Genomic DNA, 15,150 nt, shown 5'->3' on the forward strand with positions numbered 1-15,150 from the left:
GGGCGCGCCGCCCCGATCGGTCAGAACGTCACCAGCGGATCCCCGACGAAGTCGGCGATGAAGTTGACGAAGAAGAAGCCGAAGAACAGGAAGTTGAGGACGAGGATGACGTAGTGCCACGGGCGCGGGCGGGCCGGGCGCGGCAGTTTGCTGTTCAGGTACATGAGCAGGAACGGATAGATCAGCGCGCCCAGGTTCGACATGTTGGCCGACCACTCCACCAGGCCGACCGGCAGCGACTGGAAGATGATGATCGAGATGACGACCAGCAGCACGATCATGAACGGGTAGTAGAACCGCCGCGGGTCCCCCTCGATCAGGGCCCGCAGGCGGGGGCTGCTGGCGTTGACCGCGTCCGTCGTCACGCGCACCATCGCCTCGAAGATGCCGAGCTGCGTGGAGAAGAGGACCAGCACGCCGACCACCAGCGCGATGTAGAAGCTGACCCGCCCGTACTCGTCGCCGAGCGCGCTCGCGACGAACGTCGGCACGTTCGCCCGCGTGGGCTTCTCGCCGGACATCGTGACGGCCTGCGCCATGAGGATCGTGGGCAGCAGCATGCCGAGGATGGCGCCGACGAAGAACACGCCCCACATGTCGACCATGAGCAGCCGGTACCACCGCCGCCACAGGCTCCGGTTGCGCTCGTCGTCGGGGAACGTCACGCCGCTGAAACGGATCTCGTTCCGCCCGCCGCGCAGGCCGGAGATGTAGCCGACGCGGTGGCCCATGCCGTAGCCCTTGTCGCGGTAGTGGCCCATGACGTACCAGTTCAGGCCCGAGGCCAGCGCGGTGAACCCGGCCAGCCCGCCGAGCTGGGTCGCCGTGATCCCGGCGGGCGGCGCGGCCGGGGTGATGAACCCGCGGATGCCCTCCCACCACTGGCTGATCGGCACCACGAGCAGGTCGACGGCCAGCAGGGCCACCAGGATGGTGCCCACCAGCACCCAGTTCGCGAGCTCCAGGGCGCGGCTGACCCGCTTCGCGGCCGCGGTGATGAGGAACACCAGCACCAGCAGGCCGACCGCCCACCAGCGCGGCTCGAGGTCGTCGGCGGCCGGCGGGACGCCGTGGACCACCGCGTACAGGCCCTGGCCCGCTGACGCGGCCCACCCGCCCGCGATGAACGAGAAGATCACGATGAGCACCGACAGCGGGATCCAGAGGGGCCACCCCGGCGGCACCCGGCCCCAGCCGACGACCGGCGTCTCCCCGGTCGCGATGACGTACCGGGAGCACTCGACGTTGTAGAAGGTCTGCAGCAGCGCTGAGACGACGATCACCCAGCCGACGCCGACGAATCCGTACTGCCCCACATTCAGGGGGCCGAGCAGCCACTCGCCGCTGCCGATCGAGATGCCCAGCGCGATCAGGCTCGGGCCTACGGCGTACTTGAACAGTTCCTTGAAGCCGATCCTGGAGACCTTGAAGACCTCTTCCGGCGTGGGCAGGTCGGTGACTTCGAGATCCGGTCGGCTGACTCCGAGTGGGTGCGACATGTCACTGCCTCCTGCCGCCAGCGTGATCCTCAACCGCGACGGCTTCAAGGCCCAAATCGCCATACTGCATCCGGAATGCCAACAGAGCCGACAAAAGCAAGATCACGGCAGAGGTCACCGGCAAAGCGACAGGAGGTTACTGGCGTGCCGTTACACCCAGATACGGGACTCGGCTACGTAGAGTAGTGCTCTCGTCACTTCGTGATTACAGGGGGAGATCATGAATGCCAACCTCATCGCGGCTGGTGGTGCGCTCGTCACCGCTGCCGCCCTCGTCGGACTGGCCACACCGGCCAGCGCCGCCGAGGCCGACCGCTGTGACATCAACCTGAGCGACATCAGGCACACACTGAAGATCGACAGCTTCGGCGTTTACGCGAACCGGCGCGACGCCGACGCCTGCGACCAGAACAACGGCGCCAAGCGCGAGCACGAGAAGAACGTGCACGCCGACGAGGCCGCCGAGGACGCGTACGACGCTGAAGACGCTGAGGACGCGTACGACAACGAGGACGCGTACGACGCCGAGGACGCTGAGGACGCGTACGACAACGAGGACGCGTACGACGCCGAGGACGCTGAGGACGCGTATGACAACGAGGACGCGTACGACGCCGAGGACGCTGAGGACGCGTACGACAACGAGGACGCGTACGACAACGAGGACGCTTACGACAACGAGGACGCTTACGGCGCCGAGGACGCGTACGACAACAAGGACGCCTACGACCAATTCGACCAGGACGCCCTCGCCAGGGAGCGCTTCGAGGACGACCAGCACCGCCAGGCGTGGGACAACGACTGGGACCGCGGCTGGAACAACGCCGCCCCTGTCTGGAACAACGACTGGGACAACGGCCGGGACAACGACTGGGACGGCCGCGACCAGGGCTGGGGCACCTGGGGTCCCGACCGGAGCCACCACTGGAACGGCCACGGTCACCACGGTCACCACCACCACTGGGGCTGGCCGTACGGCTGGGGTGTCGGCTGGAACGACGGGGGCTGGGGCACCCGCAACCTCTGGAACGACCGCGGCTACGGCGGGCCGAATCCCTGGCTCGTACGCTACTGACGGCTAGATCGATCCGGTCCCGGGGCCCATCACGGGGTGCCCCGGGACCACGCCCGGCCGCACGTCACGACCCCTGTATCGAAGTCAGCATCCGGCGTCTCATGATCACGCCCGATGCGTGATGTGCGCCCCTCCTCGAACCCCGTCACCCCCCGCCCGCCCTGCCACGGCGAGATCCCCCCGCAACGCTCACCCGCCTCGGCGGCCGCGCACGCGCCGCCGCCCGGCTAGCGGTCGACGATCTCGTTCTTGCCGATCACGAGCACGCCGCCCCTGGTCAGCGCGAACCGGGTGCGGTCGTACTCCAGGTCGAAGCCGATCCGCGCCCCGTCGGGGATCACGACGTTCTTGTCGATGATCGCCTTGCGGACGACGGCGCCCCGGCCGATCTTGACGTTCTCCATCAGCACGGAGTCCTCGACGCGGGCGTGCGAGTGCAGCACGACCCGGGGGGACAGGATCGACCTGATCGCCGTGCCGCCGGAGACGATCACGCCGGGGGAGACCAGCGAGTCGATGGCCCGCCCGACCCGGTCGCCGTCGTTGTGCACGAACTTGGCCGGCGGCAGCGGGTCGTGCCCGGTGAAGATGGGCCACTTGTCGTTGTAGAGGTTGAAGACGGGATGCGCCGAGATGAGGTCCATGTGGGCCTCGTAGTACGCGTCCAGCGTCCCCACGTCGCGCCAGTAGCCGCGGTCGCGCTCGCTGGAGCCGGGCACGATGTTGTGCTTGAAGTCGTAGACGTCGGCCCCGCCCGACTTGACCAGCATGGGGATGATGTTTCCGCCGAGATCGTGCTTGCTGGTCGGGTCGAGCGCGTCCTCCCGCAGCGCGTCGATCATCGCCTGGGTCTTGAACACGTAGTTGCCCATCGACGCGTACACCTCGTCGGGCGAGTCCGCCAGCCCCACCGCGTCCTTCGGCTTCTCCCTGAAGGCCACGATCCTGCGCCCCTCGGGGTCGGTCTCGATCACGCCGAACTGGTCGGCCAGCGACAGCGGCTGCCGGATGGCCGCCACGGTCACGTCGGCGCCGGAGTCTTCGTGCTGCTCGACCATCTGCCGCGGATCCATCCGGTAGATGTGGTCGGCCCCGAACACGATCACGTGCTCGGGCATCTCGTCGTAGATGAGGTTGAGGTTCTGGAACAGGGCGTCGGCCGAGCCCGAGAACCAGCGCGGGCCGAGCCGCTGCTGCGCGGGCACCGGGGTCACGTAGTTGCCCAGCATCGTCGACAGGCGCCAGGTCCGCGAGACGTGCCGGTCCAGGCTGTGGTTCTTGTACTGGGTCAGTACGACGATCTTCAGGAAGCCGCCGTTCGCCAGGTTGGACAGGACGAAATCGATGAGCCGATATATCCCCCCGAACGGCACCGCCGGTTTCGCCCGATCCGCCGTGAGCGGCATGAGCCTCTTTCCCTCTCCACCTGCCAGCACGACCGCAAGCACCCTCCGGGACCTCATGTCCAGGACGCTACCCCCAAATGGCCGATCTATCGACGAAACCCGGCACGGCGAGCTTCCTTCGTGTGCAGATTTGTCGGGCCCGGAGCGGATACCGCACAAAAGCGAATCCGCGGGCTTCGGCTTGTCGACGGACACCCCATGCCCGGGTCGATCGCCGGCGCGACACCCGCCCGCTTGTGATGGCCGGGCGGACGCGGCACGCCATAGGGTCGTGTCATGCGCGTTGATCTGCTCAGCCGGGAATATCCGCCGGAGGTCTACGGCGGGGCCGGGGTGCACATGGAATACCTCGCCAGGGAGCTGCGGAAGCTGGCCGACGTACGCGTGCGCTGCTTCGGGGCCGATCGCGTCGAGCCGGGCGTCTCGGCGTACCGCGTGCCGTACGAGCTGGACGGCGCCAACTCCGCGCTCCAGGTGCTCGGCGTCGACCTGGCGATGGCCGCCGCCTGCGAGGGCGCCGACGTCGTTCACTCGCACACCTGGTACGCCAACTTCGCCGGGCATGTCGCGAAGCTGCTGTACGGCGTGCCCCACGTGGTCACCACGCACAGCCTGGAGCCGCTGCGGCCGTGGAAGGCCGAGCAGCTCGGCGGCGGCTACGCGATCTCGTCGTGGGCCGAGCGCACCGCGCTGGCCGCCGCTGACGCGGTCGTCGCGGTGTCGGAGGGCATGCGCCGCGACGTGCTGTCGGCCTACCCGGAGATCGCGCCGGAGAAGGTCACCGTCATCCACAACGGCATCGACACGGCCGAATACGCCCCCGACTTCGGCACCGACGTGCTGGAGCGGCACGGCGTCGACCCGCGCAGGCCGTACGTCATCTTCGTGGGCCGCATCACCCGGCAGAAGGGCCTGGTCCACCTGCTGCGCGCGGCGCGCTCGTTCGACAGCGAAGCGCAGCTGGTGCTGTGCGCCGGCGCGCCGGACACGCCGGAGATCGCGGCCGAGGTGACTGAGCTGGTGCGCGGCCTCGACCGCGACGGGGTGTTCTGGATCCAGGAGATGCTGCCCAAGCCCGAGGTGATCCAGCTGCTGACGCACGCGACGGTGTTCGTGTGCCCGTCGGTGTACGAGCCCATGGGGATCGTCAACCTGGAGGCCATGGCCTGCGAGACGGCCGTGGTCGCCACGGCCACCGGCGGCATCCCCGAGGTGGTGGCCGACGGCGACACGGGCCTGCTGGTGCCGATCTCGCAGGGCGCCGACGGCACGCCCGACGATCCCGGCCGGTTCGCGGCCGACCTGGCCGAGCGGGTCAACACCCTGCTGCGCGAGCCCGCGCGGGCGACGGCGCTCGGGGTGGCGGGCCGGGCGAGGGCCGTGGAGCACTTCTCCTGGGAGCGCATCGCCCACCGCACGACGGACCTGTACGAGTCCCTGCGCCGGCCCTGAGATCCCCGGTCAGTTCTCGCGTTCGAGCACCACGACCGGGATGTCGCGGTCGGTCTTCTTCTGGTACTCGTCGTAGTCCGGCCAGGTGCGGGCCATCAGCCGCCACAGCTCGGGCTTCTCCTCCGGCGTGGCGGTGTGCGCCCGGGCCCTGAACCGGTCGCCCTTCACCTGCACCTCCACCTCCGGGCTGGCCTGGAGGTTCTTGTACCACTGCGGGTGGTCGGGATCACCGCCCTTGGACGCCACGACCACGTGGTCGTCGCCGTGCCGCTGGTAGATCAGCGGCGTCGTGTATGGCTTGCCCGACTTGCGGCCCTTGGTGGTGAGGAGGAGGACCGTGGTGTTGTTCCAGTCATGTCCCTCCTCGCCGTTGGTTTCCTGATAACGCCGTACATGTTCCTTGCCATAGAGCATGATTCCAGAGCTACCCACCACAGGCACGCCCTCACCGTCCCTCGCCGGGGTCCGTGCAGGAAGTTGACGGCCAGGCGTGTCCTTCGTCCGGCAGGCACCGCGAAGGGCGATACCGTACGGGGGCGATGGGGTGGTCGAAGACACGGTCCGGTACGGATGCGCACACCGGTGAGAGCCCGTGCCCATGACCGGACCGGCCGAGGCGCTTTCCGCCCGCATCGAGCGGTTCGAGCAGGCCGCGGATCCCGAGCTCATCCGTGACCCGCGGGCGCTGGCCGAGGCGGAGCAGGCGATGCGCGCGTGCGCCGGCGACCGGTCCGACGCGGCCACCTGGCGGCTCATCGGGATGCTCCACCTGGCCCGCCACCGGCTCGACCCCGACGCCACGCAGGACGCCGCGGTGGCGGGCGCGTTCTTCGCCGCCGTGGCCGTTGCCGACCCCGCGCGCATGCCCGCCCGGCTGCGCGGCCCGAAGGCGCCGCCCGCCGACGCGGCCGGCACGTGGGCGGGGCTGCTGGACGAGGTGCTCCAGCACGTCGACCCGGCCGCGTACCCGCACGTGGGGCTGCTCGTCCACGCCCTCGTCCGGCGCGCCATGGCGCGTCCCGAGCCCGAGGTCGCCGACCGGCTCGAAGACCTGCTGTTACCCGAATCGGCCCGCTCGCCCGCCCCCGCCTGGGCGCCCGGCGCGCTGGCGGCGCTGGGCGACGGGCTGATGCGGCTGTTCGGCGAGACGGGGGAGCGGGAGGTCGTCGACGACGCCGTGCACGTGCTGTTCAGGGCGGCGCTGGCGGAGCCGTCCCACGAGGGGGATCTGGTCACGGCGCTCGGCATGGCGGCGTTCGGCGACGAGGAGCTGGCCAGGGCCCACCTCGCGGCCGTGGAGACCCCGCCGGGCGGCCAGGACCGGTCGCGGGCCCTGCTGGCGCTGGTCGAGCTGGCCCACGCGCGCGCGGCCGGGTCGTTCGCCGACCGCGACCTGCTGGCCTTCGTCAGGGTGTGCCAGTGCGCGCTGGACTTCTGGCACGAGCGGTGGGCCAACCCCGGCGTGCTCGGCCCGTACGCGGCCGGGCTGGTCGACTGGTACATCGTCACCGGCGACGATCGCTCGCTCGAAGCGGGGACGGAGATGCTGGAGGCCCTCCACGTGCCGCCCGGCGAGGCGGAGCCCGGACTCGGGAGCGACCCCGTCGTCCGGCTCGCCCTGCTCGGCGAGCGCCGCTGGAACCGGTACGCCGTCACCGGCGAGCCCGCCGACCTGGACACCGCCGTCGAAGCCCTGCGCGAGGCGGCCGCCGCCGCGCCGAACGGGCACCCACGCCGCGCCGGGCTCCTCGCAGACCTGGCGGACGCGCTGCTCAGACGGGCCGTCGTGACCGGCGGGGACCCGGCCGAGCCGATCGCCGCCGCCCGCGCCGCGCTGGCCGCCCACGGGGAGCGGGACGAGGCCAGGGCCAGGGTCCTGCTGCTGCTCGGGCGGGCGCTCCGGCTCGACCTCACCGTCGAGAACGCCGACGAGGCCGTCGCCGCGTTACGCGAGGCCCTGGGTTCCGGCGACGGGCCTTCCGAGCGGGGCGCGGATGTCCGGGCGGAGGCGTACGAGCTGGTCTCCGACGTGCTGCGCCGGCGCGCCACCCGCGCGGGACGGGCGGAGGACCTGGACGAGGCGGTGGCGTACGCCCGGCGCGGCCTGGAACTGGCCACCGGTGACCAGGAGAGCGCCCACCATGGCCTGGAGCCACCGGGGACGAGCGCCCGCGACCGGGGGAGCGCGCGGCGGGTCCTGTGCGAGGCGCTGCTGGCCCGATTCTCCGCCCGGGGCGACGCGCGCGATCTGGAGGAGGTGTTCGCGCTCGCGCAGGACGGCGACCAGGAGCTGCCGGCCGGGCTCGGCGCGGTGCTCGACGGTCCGCTGCCGCCCGACCCGGGCCTCGCCCAGGCCGCCACCGAGCTGGCGCTGGCCCTGCCGGACCATCCGGACGGCGGGGCGGCGATCAAGCTCCTGGCGCATGCGGAACGGCTGGCCGACTCGCCCGGCGAGTTCCTGCTGGAGGCCGGGCAACGGCTGGCCGGCCTCGGGCGGCGGCGCACCGCCTGCGCCGTGCTCGGCCGGGCCGCGCTGGCGTTCGGGGAAGGGCCGCGGATGGCGTACGCGCTGACCGCGCAGGGGTTCGTCCACCACGAGCTGGGAGAGCCGGACCTGGCGCTGGAGTCGTTCGGGCGGTCGGCCGCGATCTACCGCGCCCTCGGCGCGGCCGGCTCCGAAGCGCGGCAACTCGGGCACATGGGCATGGTCCTCCTCCAGGCGGGCGACCCGGCCCGAGCCCTCGCGCACCACCTGCGCGCCGCCGCCCTGTGCGAGAGCGCCGGGCAGGCCGAGGAGGAGGCCGCCCAGCACCTGTACGCGGCCGAGGCCGCCCTGGCCTCCGGCGACCCCGAGCGCACGGTGGCCTGCGCGGCCCGGGCCCGCGAGCTGTATCTGGAGCTCGGCGAGCCGCGACCGGCCGCCATGGTGCTCGTGCCCGCCGCCAGGGCGGCCCTCGACCAGGACGACCTCAGGGCGGCGGGCGAGCGCATCGCCGCCTGCGCCATCGAGCTGGAGGCCGCCGGGGCCTGGGAGGAGGCGCGCCGGACTCTCGACGCGCACGCCGTGCTCCTGGCCCGGCGCGGCCACCCCGGGCACGCCGCGGCCTGCGAGACCCGGCTCGTGGAGATCGTCCGGCGGAAGGGGGAGTGGCGCGAGCCCGCCGACGAGTGGTACCGCATCGCGCGCCGCCGCCGCGAGCGCGGCCACGCCGACGGCGCCAGGGCGGCCTTCGAGCTGGCCGAACGCGACTACCGGGCCTTCGGCCACCACGACGGCGCCGCCTCCGTGCGCTACCACCTGGGCGTGCTCGCGTACGCAGAAGGGGAGACGGAGCGGGCGCTGGAGGAGTTCAGGGCGGCGGCCACCCTGTTCGCCACGCTGCGCTCACCCGCCAAGGAGGCGGCGGCGCTGACCATGCGGGCCGCCTGCCTGATCGCGCTCGACCGGCTCGACGACGTGCCCGCCGACCTGGAACGCGCCCTGCGGCTGGCGGCGGCGGAGGGCGACAGGGAGACGCTGCTCGTCGCCACGCTGTGGTGGGCCGAGCTGGGGGTGCGGCTGGGCTCGTCGCAGGACGCCTGGGAACGGCTGCGCGCGGCGCTCGGGCCGGCGGCCGGCGACCCTCTCAAGGAGGCGGTCGTGCACGACCGGGTGGCCACGCTGGCGGCCCGTACGGGTGACGTGGAGGCCCAGGTGGAGGCGCTGGAGCTGGCGGCGACCGGCTTCGGCCTGGCCGGCCGGGCCCGGCAGGCGGCGCTCACCTCGTTCAGGCTCGCCCTCGCCCTGGAGGAACGCGGAGACCCCGGCCGTGCCCGGACGGCCCTCGAAACCGCCCTCACGCACCTGGCCCCACCGCTCCCCGGCACCCGGCCACCCCACGCCGACCCAGGCCCGGCAGCCGCGGACGCCGCCCCGACACTCGTGGACCGTGACCCAGCGCTCCCCGACGGGGGCGCGGAGCTTCCGGATTCTCGCCCCAGGGAATCGGGGGGTGGCCGCACGGCACGGCCCGGCGGCCCGGCCGCCCCGAGAGGATCGGCACAGCACCAGGAAGGCCCGCTGCACGACAGAGAAGCCCAGCACACCAGGGAAGCCCAGCACAGCAGCGAAGCTCAAGGCCAGGAGGTGGGGCGTCACGGCGGATCAGGAGGGGATGGCGAGCCGGGATCGCGTGCCGGCGCGCCGGAGCGTGTGGGCGTGTTCGAGCTCATCGCCGCCATGGGCGGGGGACCGGACGCGGAGCTGCTGTCACGGCTGGCGGCGATCCAGCTGGCCCTCGGGGACGCGGCGCGCGGCCAGGCGACCCTGACGGAGGCGATCAGGGCGGGCGGCGACCGGACGGGCCGGCTGGAGAGCCGGCTCCGCATCGAGGAGGCGGAGGCCGCCGGCGACCTGGAGACCGCCCGAGCCCTGGCCGAGCGAGCCCTCGCCGAGAGTGCCGCCGGCAGCCACCCGCCCGTCCCGGGGGACCTGTCGTTCCTGCTGGCCAAGCTCTCCGCCTACTGCCGCGCGCTGGAGGACCCGCTAGCCGCACACGCGTACGCCACCCGCGGCCGCGCCCTCCGCGACGACCTCATGACCGACCACCTCCGCAACCTCGGCGCGGCGGCGCGGGACCTCGGTCGCCTGGAGGAGGCCGCCGAACACCTCACCGAGGCGGCCACCGTGGCGCTCGGTTCCGGCGCCGCCTTCCCGGCCGCTCTCGCGCGGGCGCTCGACCTGCTCGGCCGCGTCCGTACGGACCAGGCCCGCTGGGAGGAGGCCGCCCGCGCCTTCGACGAGGGCCTGGCGCCGCTGACGTCGCCGGTCTGGCGCGCGCTCCGAGCCCCCCTGCTCGCCGGGAAGGCGGCACTCCACCTGAAGCTGGACGAGCTGCCGCAGGCAGAAGGGCTGTACCGGGAGGCCATCTCGATCTGGGAGGAATCCGGCGGCCCTGCGCATCGGGCGGAGGACCGCGGACGTCACCCGGAGGCCGGGCGGGATCCGGCGGCGGATCGGCGCGGCCACCAGAGAGGGCGGGAAGCCTCGGGGGAGGGCCGGGGGAGTCTCGCGGAGTGTCTCGCCGACCTCGGCCTGATCTGCCTGCTGCGCGGCTCGACGGACCAGGCCGAGCTCTTCGCCGGGCGGGCCGTGGACCTCGAACGCGCCGGCGGGCGGAAGCGCCACCTGGTTCTGGCGCTCATCATGCGCTCCCAGGTCGGGCCCGCCCTCCGGGCCGAGTCCGATCTGGTGGAGGCCGTGGCGCTGGCGCGGGAGATCGGGTTCGAGGCGGGGGAGGCGCAGGCCCTGAGCCGCCTCGGCGCGCTCGGCGTGGCGGCCGGATCGTACGCCCGCGCCCACCGGCAGCTGTCCGAGGCCGTCGGGCTGCTGGAGCGCCTCGGGCACGACCTGGAGCTGGCGGCCGCCCTGCACCAGCGGTCCGTCGCGGCCGAGGAGCTGGGGGATCTGCCGGCCGCCCTCGCCGACGCGGAACGGGCCGGTGAGCTGGGCCACGTCTCGGGCCGGGCCATCGGGCTCGCCGTCCGGCTGGGGCGCGGCATGACCGCGTGGAGGCACGTGGAGCAGGCGACGTCACGCACCCGGGCCGCCCAGCTGGGCCTCCACCTCACCGGTCACCCCCGCCTCGGCGGCGAGGGGGACGAGGGCCGGCTGTTCGAGCCGCCAGGTGTGGCCCGTGAGGTGCTGGAGGGCGAGCGGCACGGGCTCGGCGTCGCGCGAACCCTCGTCTCGGCCGCCCGCAACACGCGCGACCCGGCGCGAGCAGCGATGTTCCTGCGGCGGGCACGTGCCGTCCGGGCCGACGTGGAGGAGCTGTGGCGGCGGATGGAGCCCCACGCCCCCGAGTACGTGGCGCTGCGCACGGGCAGCGCGCCGGGCCGGGCCGAGTTCGGCGCGCTCGTCGCCTCCCCAGAGCAGGGGGAGCGGACCGCCCCCGAAACGGTGGCGCTGCTGGGGTTCCACGTCGGCGAGGAGAGCGTGACCGTGCTCGCGCACCGCACGGGGTGGCCGGCGCCCAGGGCCTTCCCCACCACGGTGGACCGCGACCTGCTGGCCGGCTTCGCCGCCACCGTCGGCGGCCGACGGCCGGGCCTGCTGGACATCGAGGCGCGCCGCCACCGTGCCGCGCTCTGGCGCCGCCTGGCCGACCTCCTCCTCGCGGACGTGCTCGAAGCGCTCGGCGACGGCCTGGACCATCTCTGCCTCGTCCCGTACGCCGGCCTCCACCGGATCCCGCTCCACGCGCTCGCCCCGGACGGCCGCACGCTCCTCGAACGGTTCCCCGTCACCTACGCCCCGTCCGTCGCCGCCCTGACCCGCCTCGCCCGCAGGGAACCCTCGGCCGCGACCCGGTCCCTGGTCCTCGGGTACGACGCCGAGCCCCGGGGCGGGGCCGCGCACGAGGCCGCCGCCGTGCTCGGCACCACGCCCCGCACCGGCCCGGACGCCACCGCGGACCTCCTGAACGGCGCCTGGGACGTGGTCCACCTGTCGTGCCCCGGGATCTTCGACCCGCTCGACCCGTTCGGCTCGGGCATCGGGCTGGCCGACGGTCCGCTGACGGCCCGCCGGCTGATGGGCGGGGCCGTGGACATGGACGCCCGGCTCGTCGTCCTCGCCGCCCACCGGAGCGTGCCCGGGAGCGGCCACCGGAGCGCGCACGAGAGCGCCGACCGGAGCGCGTCCGAGAGCGCGCGCCAGGAGGACGGCGTGGGCGCCCTGGCGTACGCGCTGCTCCACGCCGGCGCCCGAGCCGTGCTCCTCCCGCTCTGGCCCGTCTCTCCCGAGGTCACCACCGCCCTGACGCGGGACTTCCACACCCGGCTCCGCGCCGGCGCCGGCCCGGCGAGGGCGCTGCGCGAGGCCGTGCTGGAACTGCGCGACCTGTACGGCCCCGCCGAGCCCGACCTGTGGGCCCCGTACGCCCTGATCGGCCTGCCCGATCGTTAGGCGAGCAGCGCGGCCAGGCGGTCCATCGACTCCCTGCCGCCCCGCGGCCCGTCGCCGCGGACCGTCCTGTGAGAGCGTGACGGTCTCCAGCGCCCGCCCGTACGGACCTCCATGAGGTCTGAGGGAGTGCGGCCCCACCAGCGCGGCACCAGCGCCAGGAAGACCCTGGCGCCCTCGCGGGCGAAGGCCCGCGACGCCGATCGAGCCGCCCGCGCCGTGGACCACGGCGACCTTGTCAGGGAGGAGCCTGGTGTTCAACCTTCCGGTTCATCAACCGGTAGGTGGGACATGGCTCAGAGGTCGCCGTCCCGCGAAGCCCAGTTCCGTACGGTGATACCAGCCGAGCTCCGTCTCTCCCTCGATCCAGCACAGCCGCACCGACACGCCGTCCAGCACGGCGGGGAAGTCGACCAGCACCGGCGCGATGCCCTTGACCTCGATGCCCTGCTCGATCCACGCGCTGACGATCTCCTCGACGCGGGCCTGCAGCCCCTTGACCTCCGGCAGGCCGCCGAGCGGGGACGCGCGCCCGGCGCGCCGGTCGTGCTCGATCTCGGTCAGGTCGGCGCGGGCGGCGATCACGACGCGGGCGTCCTCGATGACCTGGGGGAGCAGCGCGCGGGCCTCGTCGACGGTGAAGATCCGGTCCATGCGCCCACGTTACGGCGCGTAGGCGTCGATCAGCAGCCGTTCGGCGTCGTCGAGGTAGTCGTCGAGGTACGCGGCGGCCCGCTCGGGCGGCCCGGACTCGATGAGGCCGAGCAGCGTGCGGTTGCGGTCGACGAACGGCTCGTGGAAGGCCCGCGGGTTCTCCATCACGTGGAAGACCAGCCGCAGCTCGGCCAGCAGCTGGCGCATGGCCTCGTCGATCCTCGGGCTGCCGTTGAGCGAGACGAGCGCCTGGTGGAAGCGGATGTTGGCGGTGCCGACGCGCTGCCAGTCGTCCTCGGCGGCGGCCCGCTCGGCGTCGAGCACGGCCTCCTTGATCACGGCCAGCGCTTCAGGGGGAGGGGCGAGGCGTACGGCGGCCCCTTCGAGCACGCGGCGCACGTGGTAGAGGTCGGAGACGTCCTCGGCGGACGGGAGCCGGACGAACACGCCCCGGTTGAGCTTGTGGTCGAGCAGCCGCTCGTGGCCAAGCAGCCGGAACGCCTCCCGCAGCGTGTTGCGCGACACGCCGAGCCCTTCCGAGATCGACTCCTCCGACAGGCGCTGGCCCGGACGGAAGAAGCCCTCGCTGATGCGGTCGCGCAGGATGTCGGCGACCAGCTCCGCGGTGCTGCTGCGGCCCAGGCGGGAGCGGTCCTGGGAGAGGTCGGCAACCACGTTATCCACATCGACAGGAAATCATGGAGCAAACCTCTTGTCGAATTGTTCAACGATTCCTATGTTGATAAGCAACCCCCTAGATGAATCGAGGAGCGATCGATGTCAGGCTCCGCGCAACAGACCCGGCGGGTGATCCTCGCCAGCCTGATCGGCACGTCGCTGGAGTGGTACGACTTCTTCCTCTACACCACCGCCGCGACCCTGGTCTTCCCCCAGCTGTTCTTCCCGTCGCTCGACCCGCTCAACGCCACGCTGGCGTCGCTGACCACCAACGCCGTGGCGTTCGTCGCCCGGCCGCTCGGCGGCATCGTCTTCGGCCACTTCGGCGACCGGGCGGGCCGCAAGACGGTCCTGGTGGTGACGCTCCTGGTGATGGGCGCCTCGACCTTCCTCATCGGCGTGCTGCCCGGCTACGCGAGCGTCGGCGTCCTGGCGCCGGTCCTGCTCGCGCTGCTCAGGTTCGTGCAGGGCCTCGGGCTCGGCGGCGAGTGGGGCGGCGCGGTCATCATGTCGCTGGAGCACGGCGACGGGCGGCGGCGCGGCTTCAACGCGAGCTGGCCGCAGGTCGGCGTGCCCGCCGGTTACGTGCTGGCCACCGGGCTGCTCACCGTCATGTCGTTCACGATGTCCGACGCGGCCTTCCAGTCGTGGGGCTGGCGGGTGCCGTTCCTGCTGTCGGGCCTGCTGGTCTTCGTCGGCCTGTGGGTGCGGCTGAAGGTCACCGAGTCGCCGATGTTCGCCGAGGTCGAGGAGCGGGGCGCCAAGGCGCGGATGCCGCTGGTCGAGGTGCTGCGCACGCACCCGCGCGCCCTGCTGTCCGCCTTCACCGCCCGGATCGGGGTGGACGTGGCCTTCTACACCTTCACCGCGTTCATCATCGTCTACCTCACCACCGTGCTGGAGCTGCCCCGCTCGTACGCGCTGAACGCGGTGCTCATCGGCTCGGCGCTGCAACTCGTGCTCATCCCGCTGGCCGGCGCGCTGTCCGACCGGTTCGGCCGGCGCACGGTCTACCTCGCGGGCGCGATCAGCGCGGCGGTGTGGGTGTTCGCGTTCTTCCCGCTGCTGGACAGCAAGTCGTTCCCGCTGATCGCGCTGGCCGCCGTGATGGCGCTGGTCACCCACGCCATCATGTACGGCCCGCAGGCGGCGTTCATCGCCGAGCTGTTCAGCACCCGGCTGCGCTACAGCGGCGCCTCCATGGGCTACCAGGTGGCCGGCATCGTCGGCGGCTCGCTGGCCCCGGTCATCGCGCTCAAGCTGTTCGACGCGTACGGCTCCACCCTCGCGGTGTCGATCTACGTGGTCGGCGCCCTGGCGATCACGGCACTGGGCCTGGCCATCGCCCCGGACACCGGCGACCTCGACGCCGCCGCCGCGCCGCCGGCCAAGGCCCCGCTGCCCGGCCAGGTCGGCCCGTTCGCGTGACCCCTCCGGCCG

Annotated in this window: 9 protein-coding genes; 4 read left to right on the forward strand and 5 right to left on the reverse strand. The window is 72.8% G+C overall.

Annotated features, from left to right (window positions below):
- Nucleotides 1-20: 20 nt before the first annotated feature.
- Nucleotides 21-1,499 (reverse strand): Nramp family divalent metal transporter, encoded by a 1,479-nt coding sequence (locus FH608_RS22580; RefSeq protein WP_139632565.1) that lies wholly within the window; start codon nt 1,497-1,499, stop codon nt 21-23.
- A gap of 220 nt (nt 1,500-1,719) precedes the next feature.
- Here FH608_RS22580 and FH608_RS51590 point away from each other — a divergent pair, with 220 nt between their 5' ends.
- The gene (locus FH608_RS51590) at nt 1,720-2,574 is read left to right on the forward strand and encodes an ICP22 family protein (RefSeq protein WP_193318561.1); all 855 of its coding nucleotides are present in this window, start codon (nt 1,720-1,722) and stop codon (nt 2,572-2,574) included.
- Between the two features lie 227 nt (nt 2,575-2,801).
- On the opposite strand, the gene glgC is transcribed toward FH608_RS51590, so the two are convergent.
- Complete coding sequence (glgC, locus tag FH608_RS22590) at nt 2,802-4,037, reverse strand: glucose-1-phosphate adenylyltransferase (RefSeq protein ID WP_139632566.1); 1,236 nt, start codon at nt 4,035-4,037, stop codon at nt 2,802-2,804.
- A gap of 219 nt (nt 4,038-4,256) precedes the next feature.
- Between glgC and glgA the strand changes: the two genes are divergently transcribed.
- Complete coding sequence (gene glgA / locus FH608_RS22595; RefSeq protein WP_139632567.1) at nt 4,257-5,432, forward strand: glycogen synthase; 1,176 nt, start codon at nt 4,257-4,259, stop codon at nt 5,430-5,432.
- A 9-nt stretch (nt 5,433-5,441) separates the two neighbouring features.
- Here the strand turns inward: glgA and FH608_RS22600 are convergent, their stop codons facing one another.
- The gene (locus FH608_RS22600; RefSeq protein ID WP_139632568.1) at nt 5,442-5,846 is read right to left on the reverse strand and encodes a nitroreductase family deazaflavin-dependent oxidoreductase; all 405 of its coding nucleotides are present in this window, start codon (nt 5,844-5,846) and stop codon (nt 5,442-5,444) included.
- Nucleotides 5,847-6,030: 184 nt separating this feature from the next.
- On the opposite strand from FH608_RS22600, the gene FH608_RS22605 reads away from it, so the two are divergent.
- The gene (locus FH608_RS22605; RefSeq protein ID WP_226899819.1) at nt 6,031-12,381 is read left to right on the forward strand and encodes a CHAT domain-containing protein; all 6,351 of its coding nucleotides are present in this window, start codon (nt 6,031-6,033) and stop codon (nt 12,379-12,381) included.
- Between the two features lie 270 nt (nt 12,382-12,651).
- Here the strand turns inward: FH608_RS22605 and FH608_RS22610 are convergent, their stop codons facing one another.
- Nucleotides 12,652-13,032 (reverse strand): DUF2203 domain-containing protein, encoded by a 381-nt coding sequence (locus FH608_RS22610; protein ID WP_139632570.1) that lies wholly within the window; start codon nt 13,030-13,032, stop codon nt 12,652-12,654.
- 9 nt (nt 13,033-13,041) lie between these two features.
- Nucleotides 13,042-13,716: a GntR family transcriptional regulator gene (locus FH608_RS22615; RefSeq protein ID WP_139632571.1), complete on the reverse strand. Its 675-nt coding sequence runs from the start codon at nt 13,714-13,716 to the stop codon at nt 13,042-13,044.
- 93 nt (nt 13,717-13,809) lie between these two features.
- Between FH608_RS22615 and FH608_RS22620 the strand changes: the two genes are divergently transcribed.
- Nucleotides 13,810-15,138 carry an MFS transporter gene (locus FH608_RS22620; RefSeq protein WP_193318562.1) on the forward strand — a complete coding sequence of 443 codons (1,329 nt, stop codon included), beginning with the start codon at nt 13,810-13,812 and terminating at the stop codon, nt 15,136-15,138.
- The last annotated feature ends 12 nt before the right edge of the window (nt 15,139-15,150 follow it).

Source organism: Nonomuraea phyllanthi (assembly GCF_006334985.2).
Lineage (GTDB): Bacteria > Actinomycetota > Actinomycetes > Streptosporangiales > Streptosporangiaceae > Nonomuraea > Nonomuraea phyllanthi.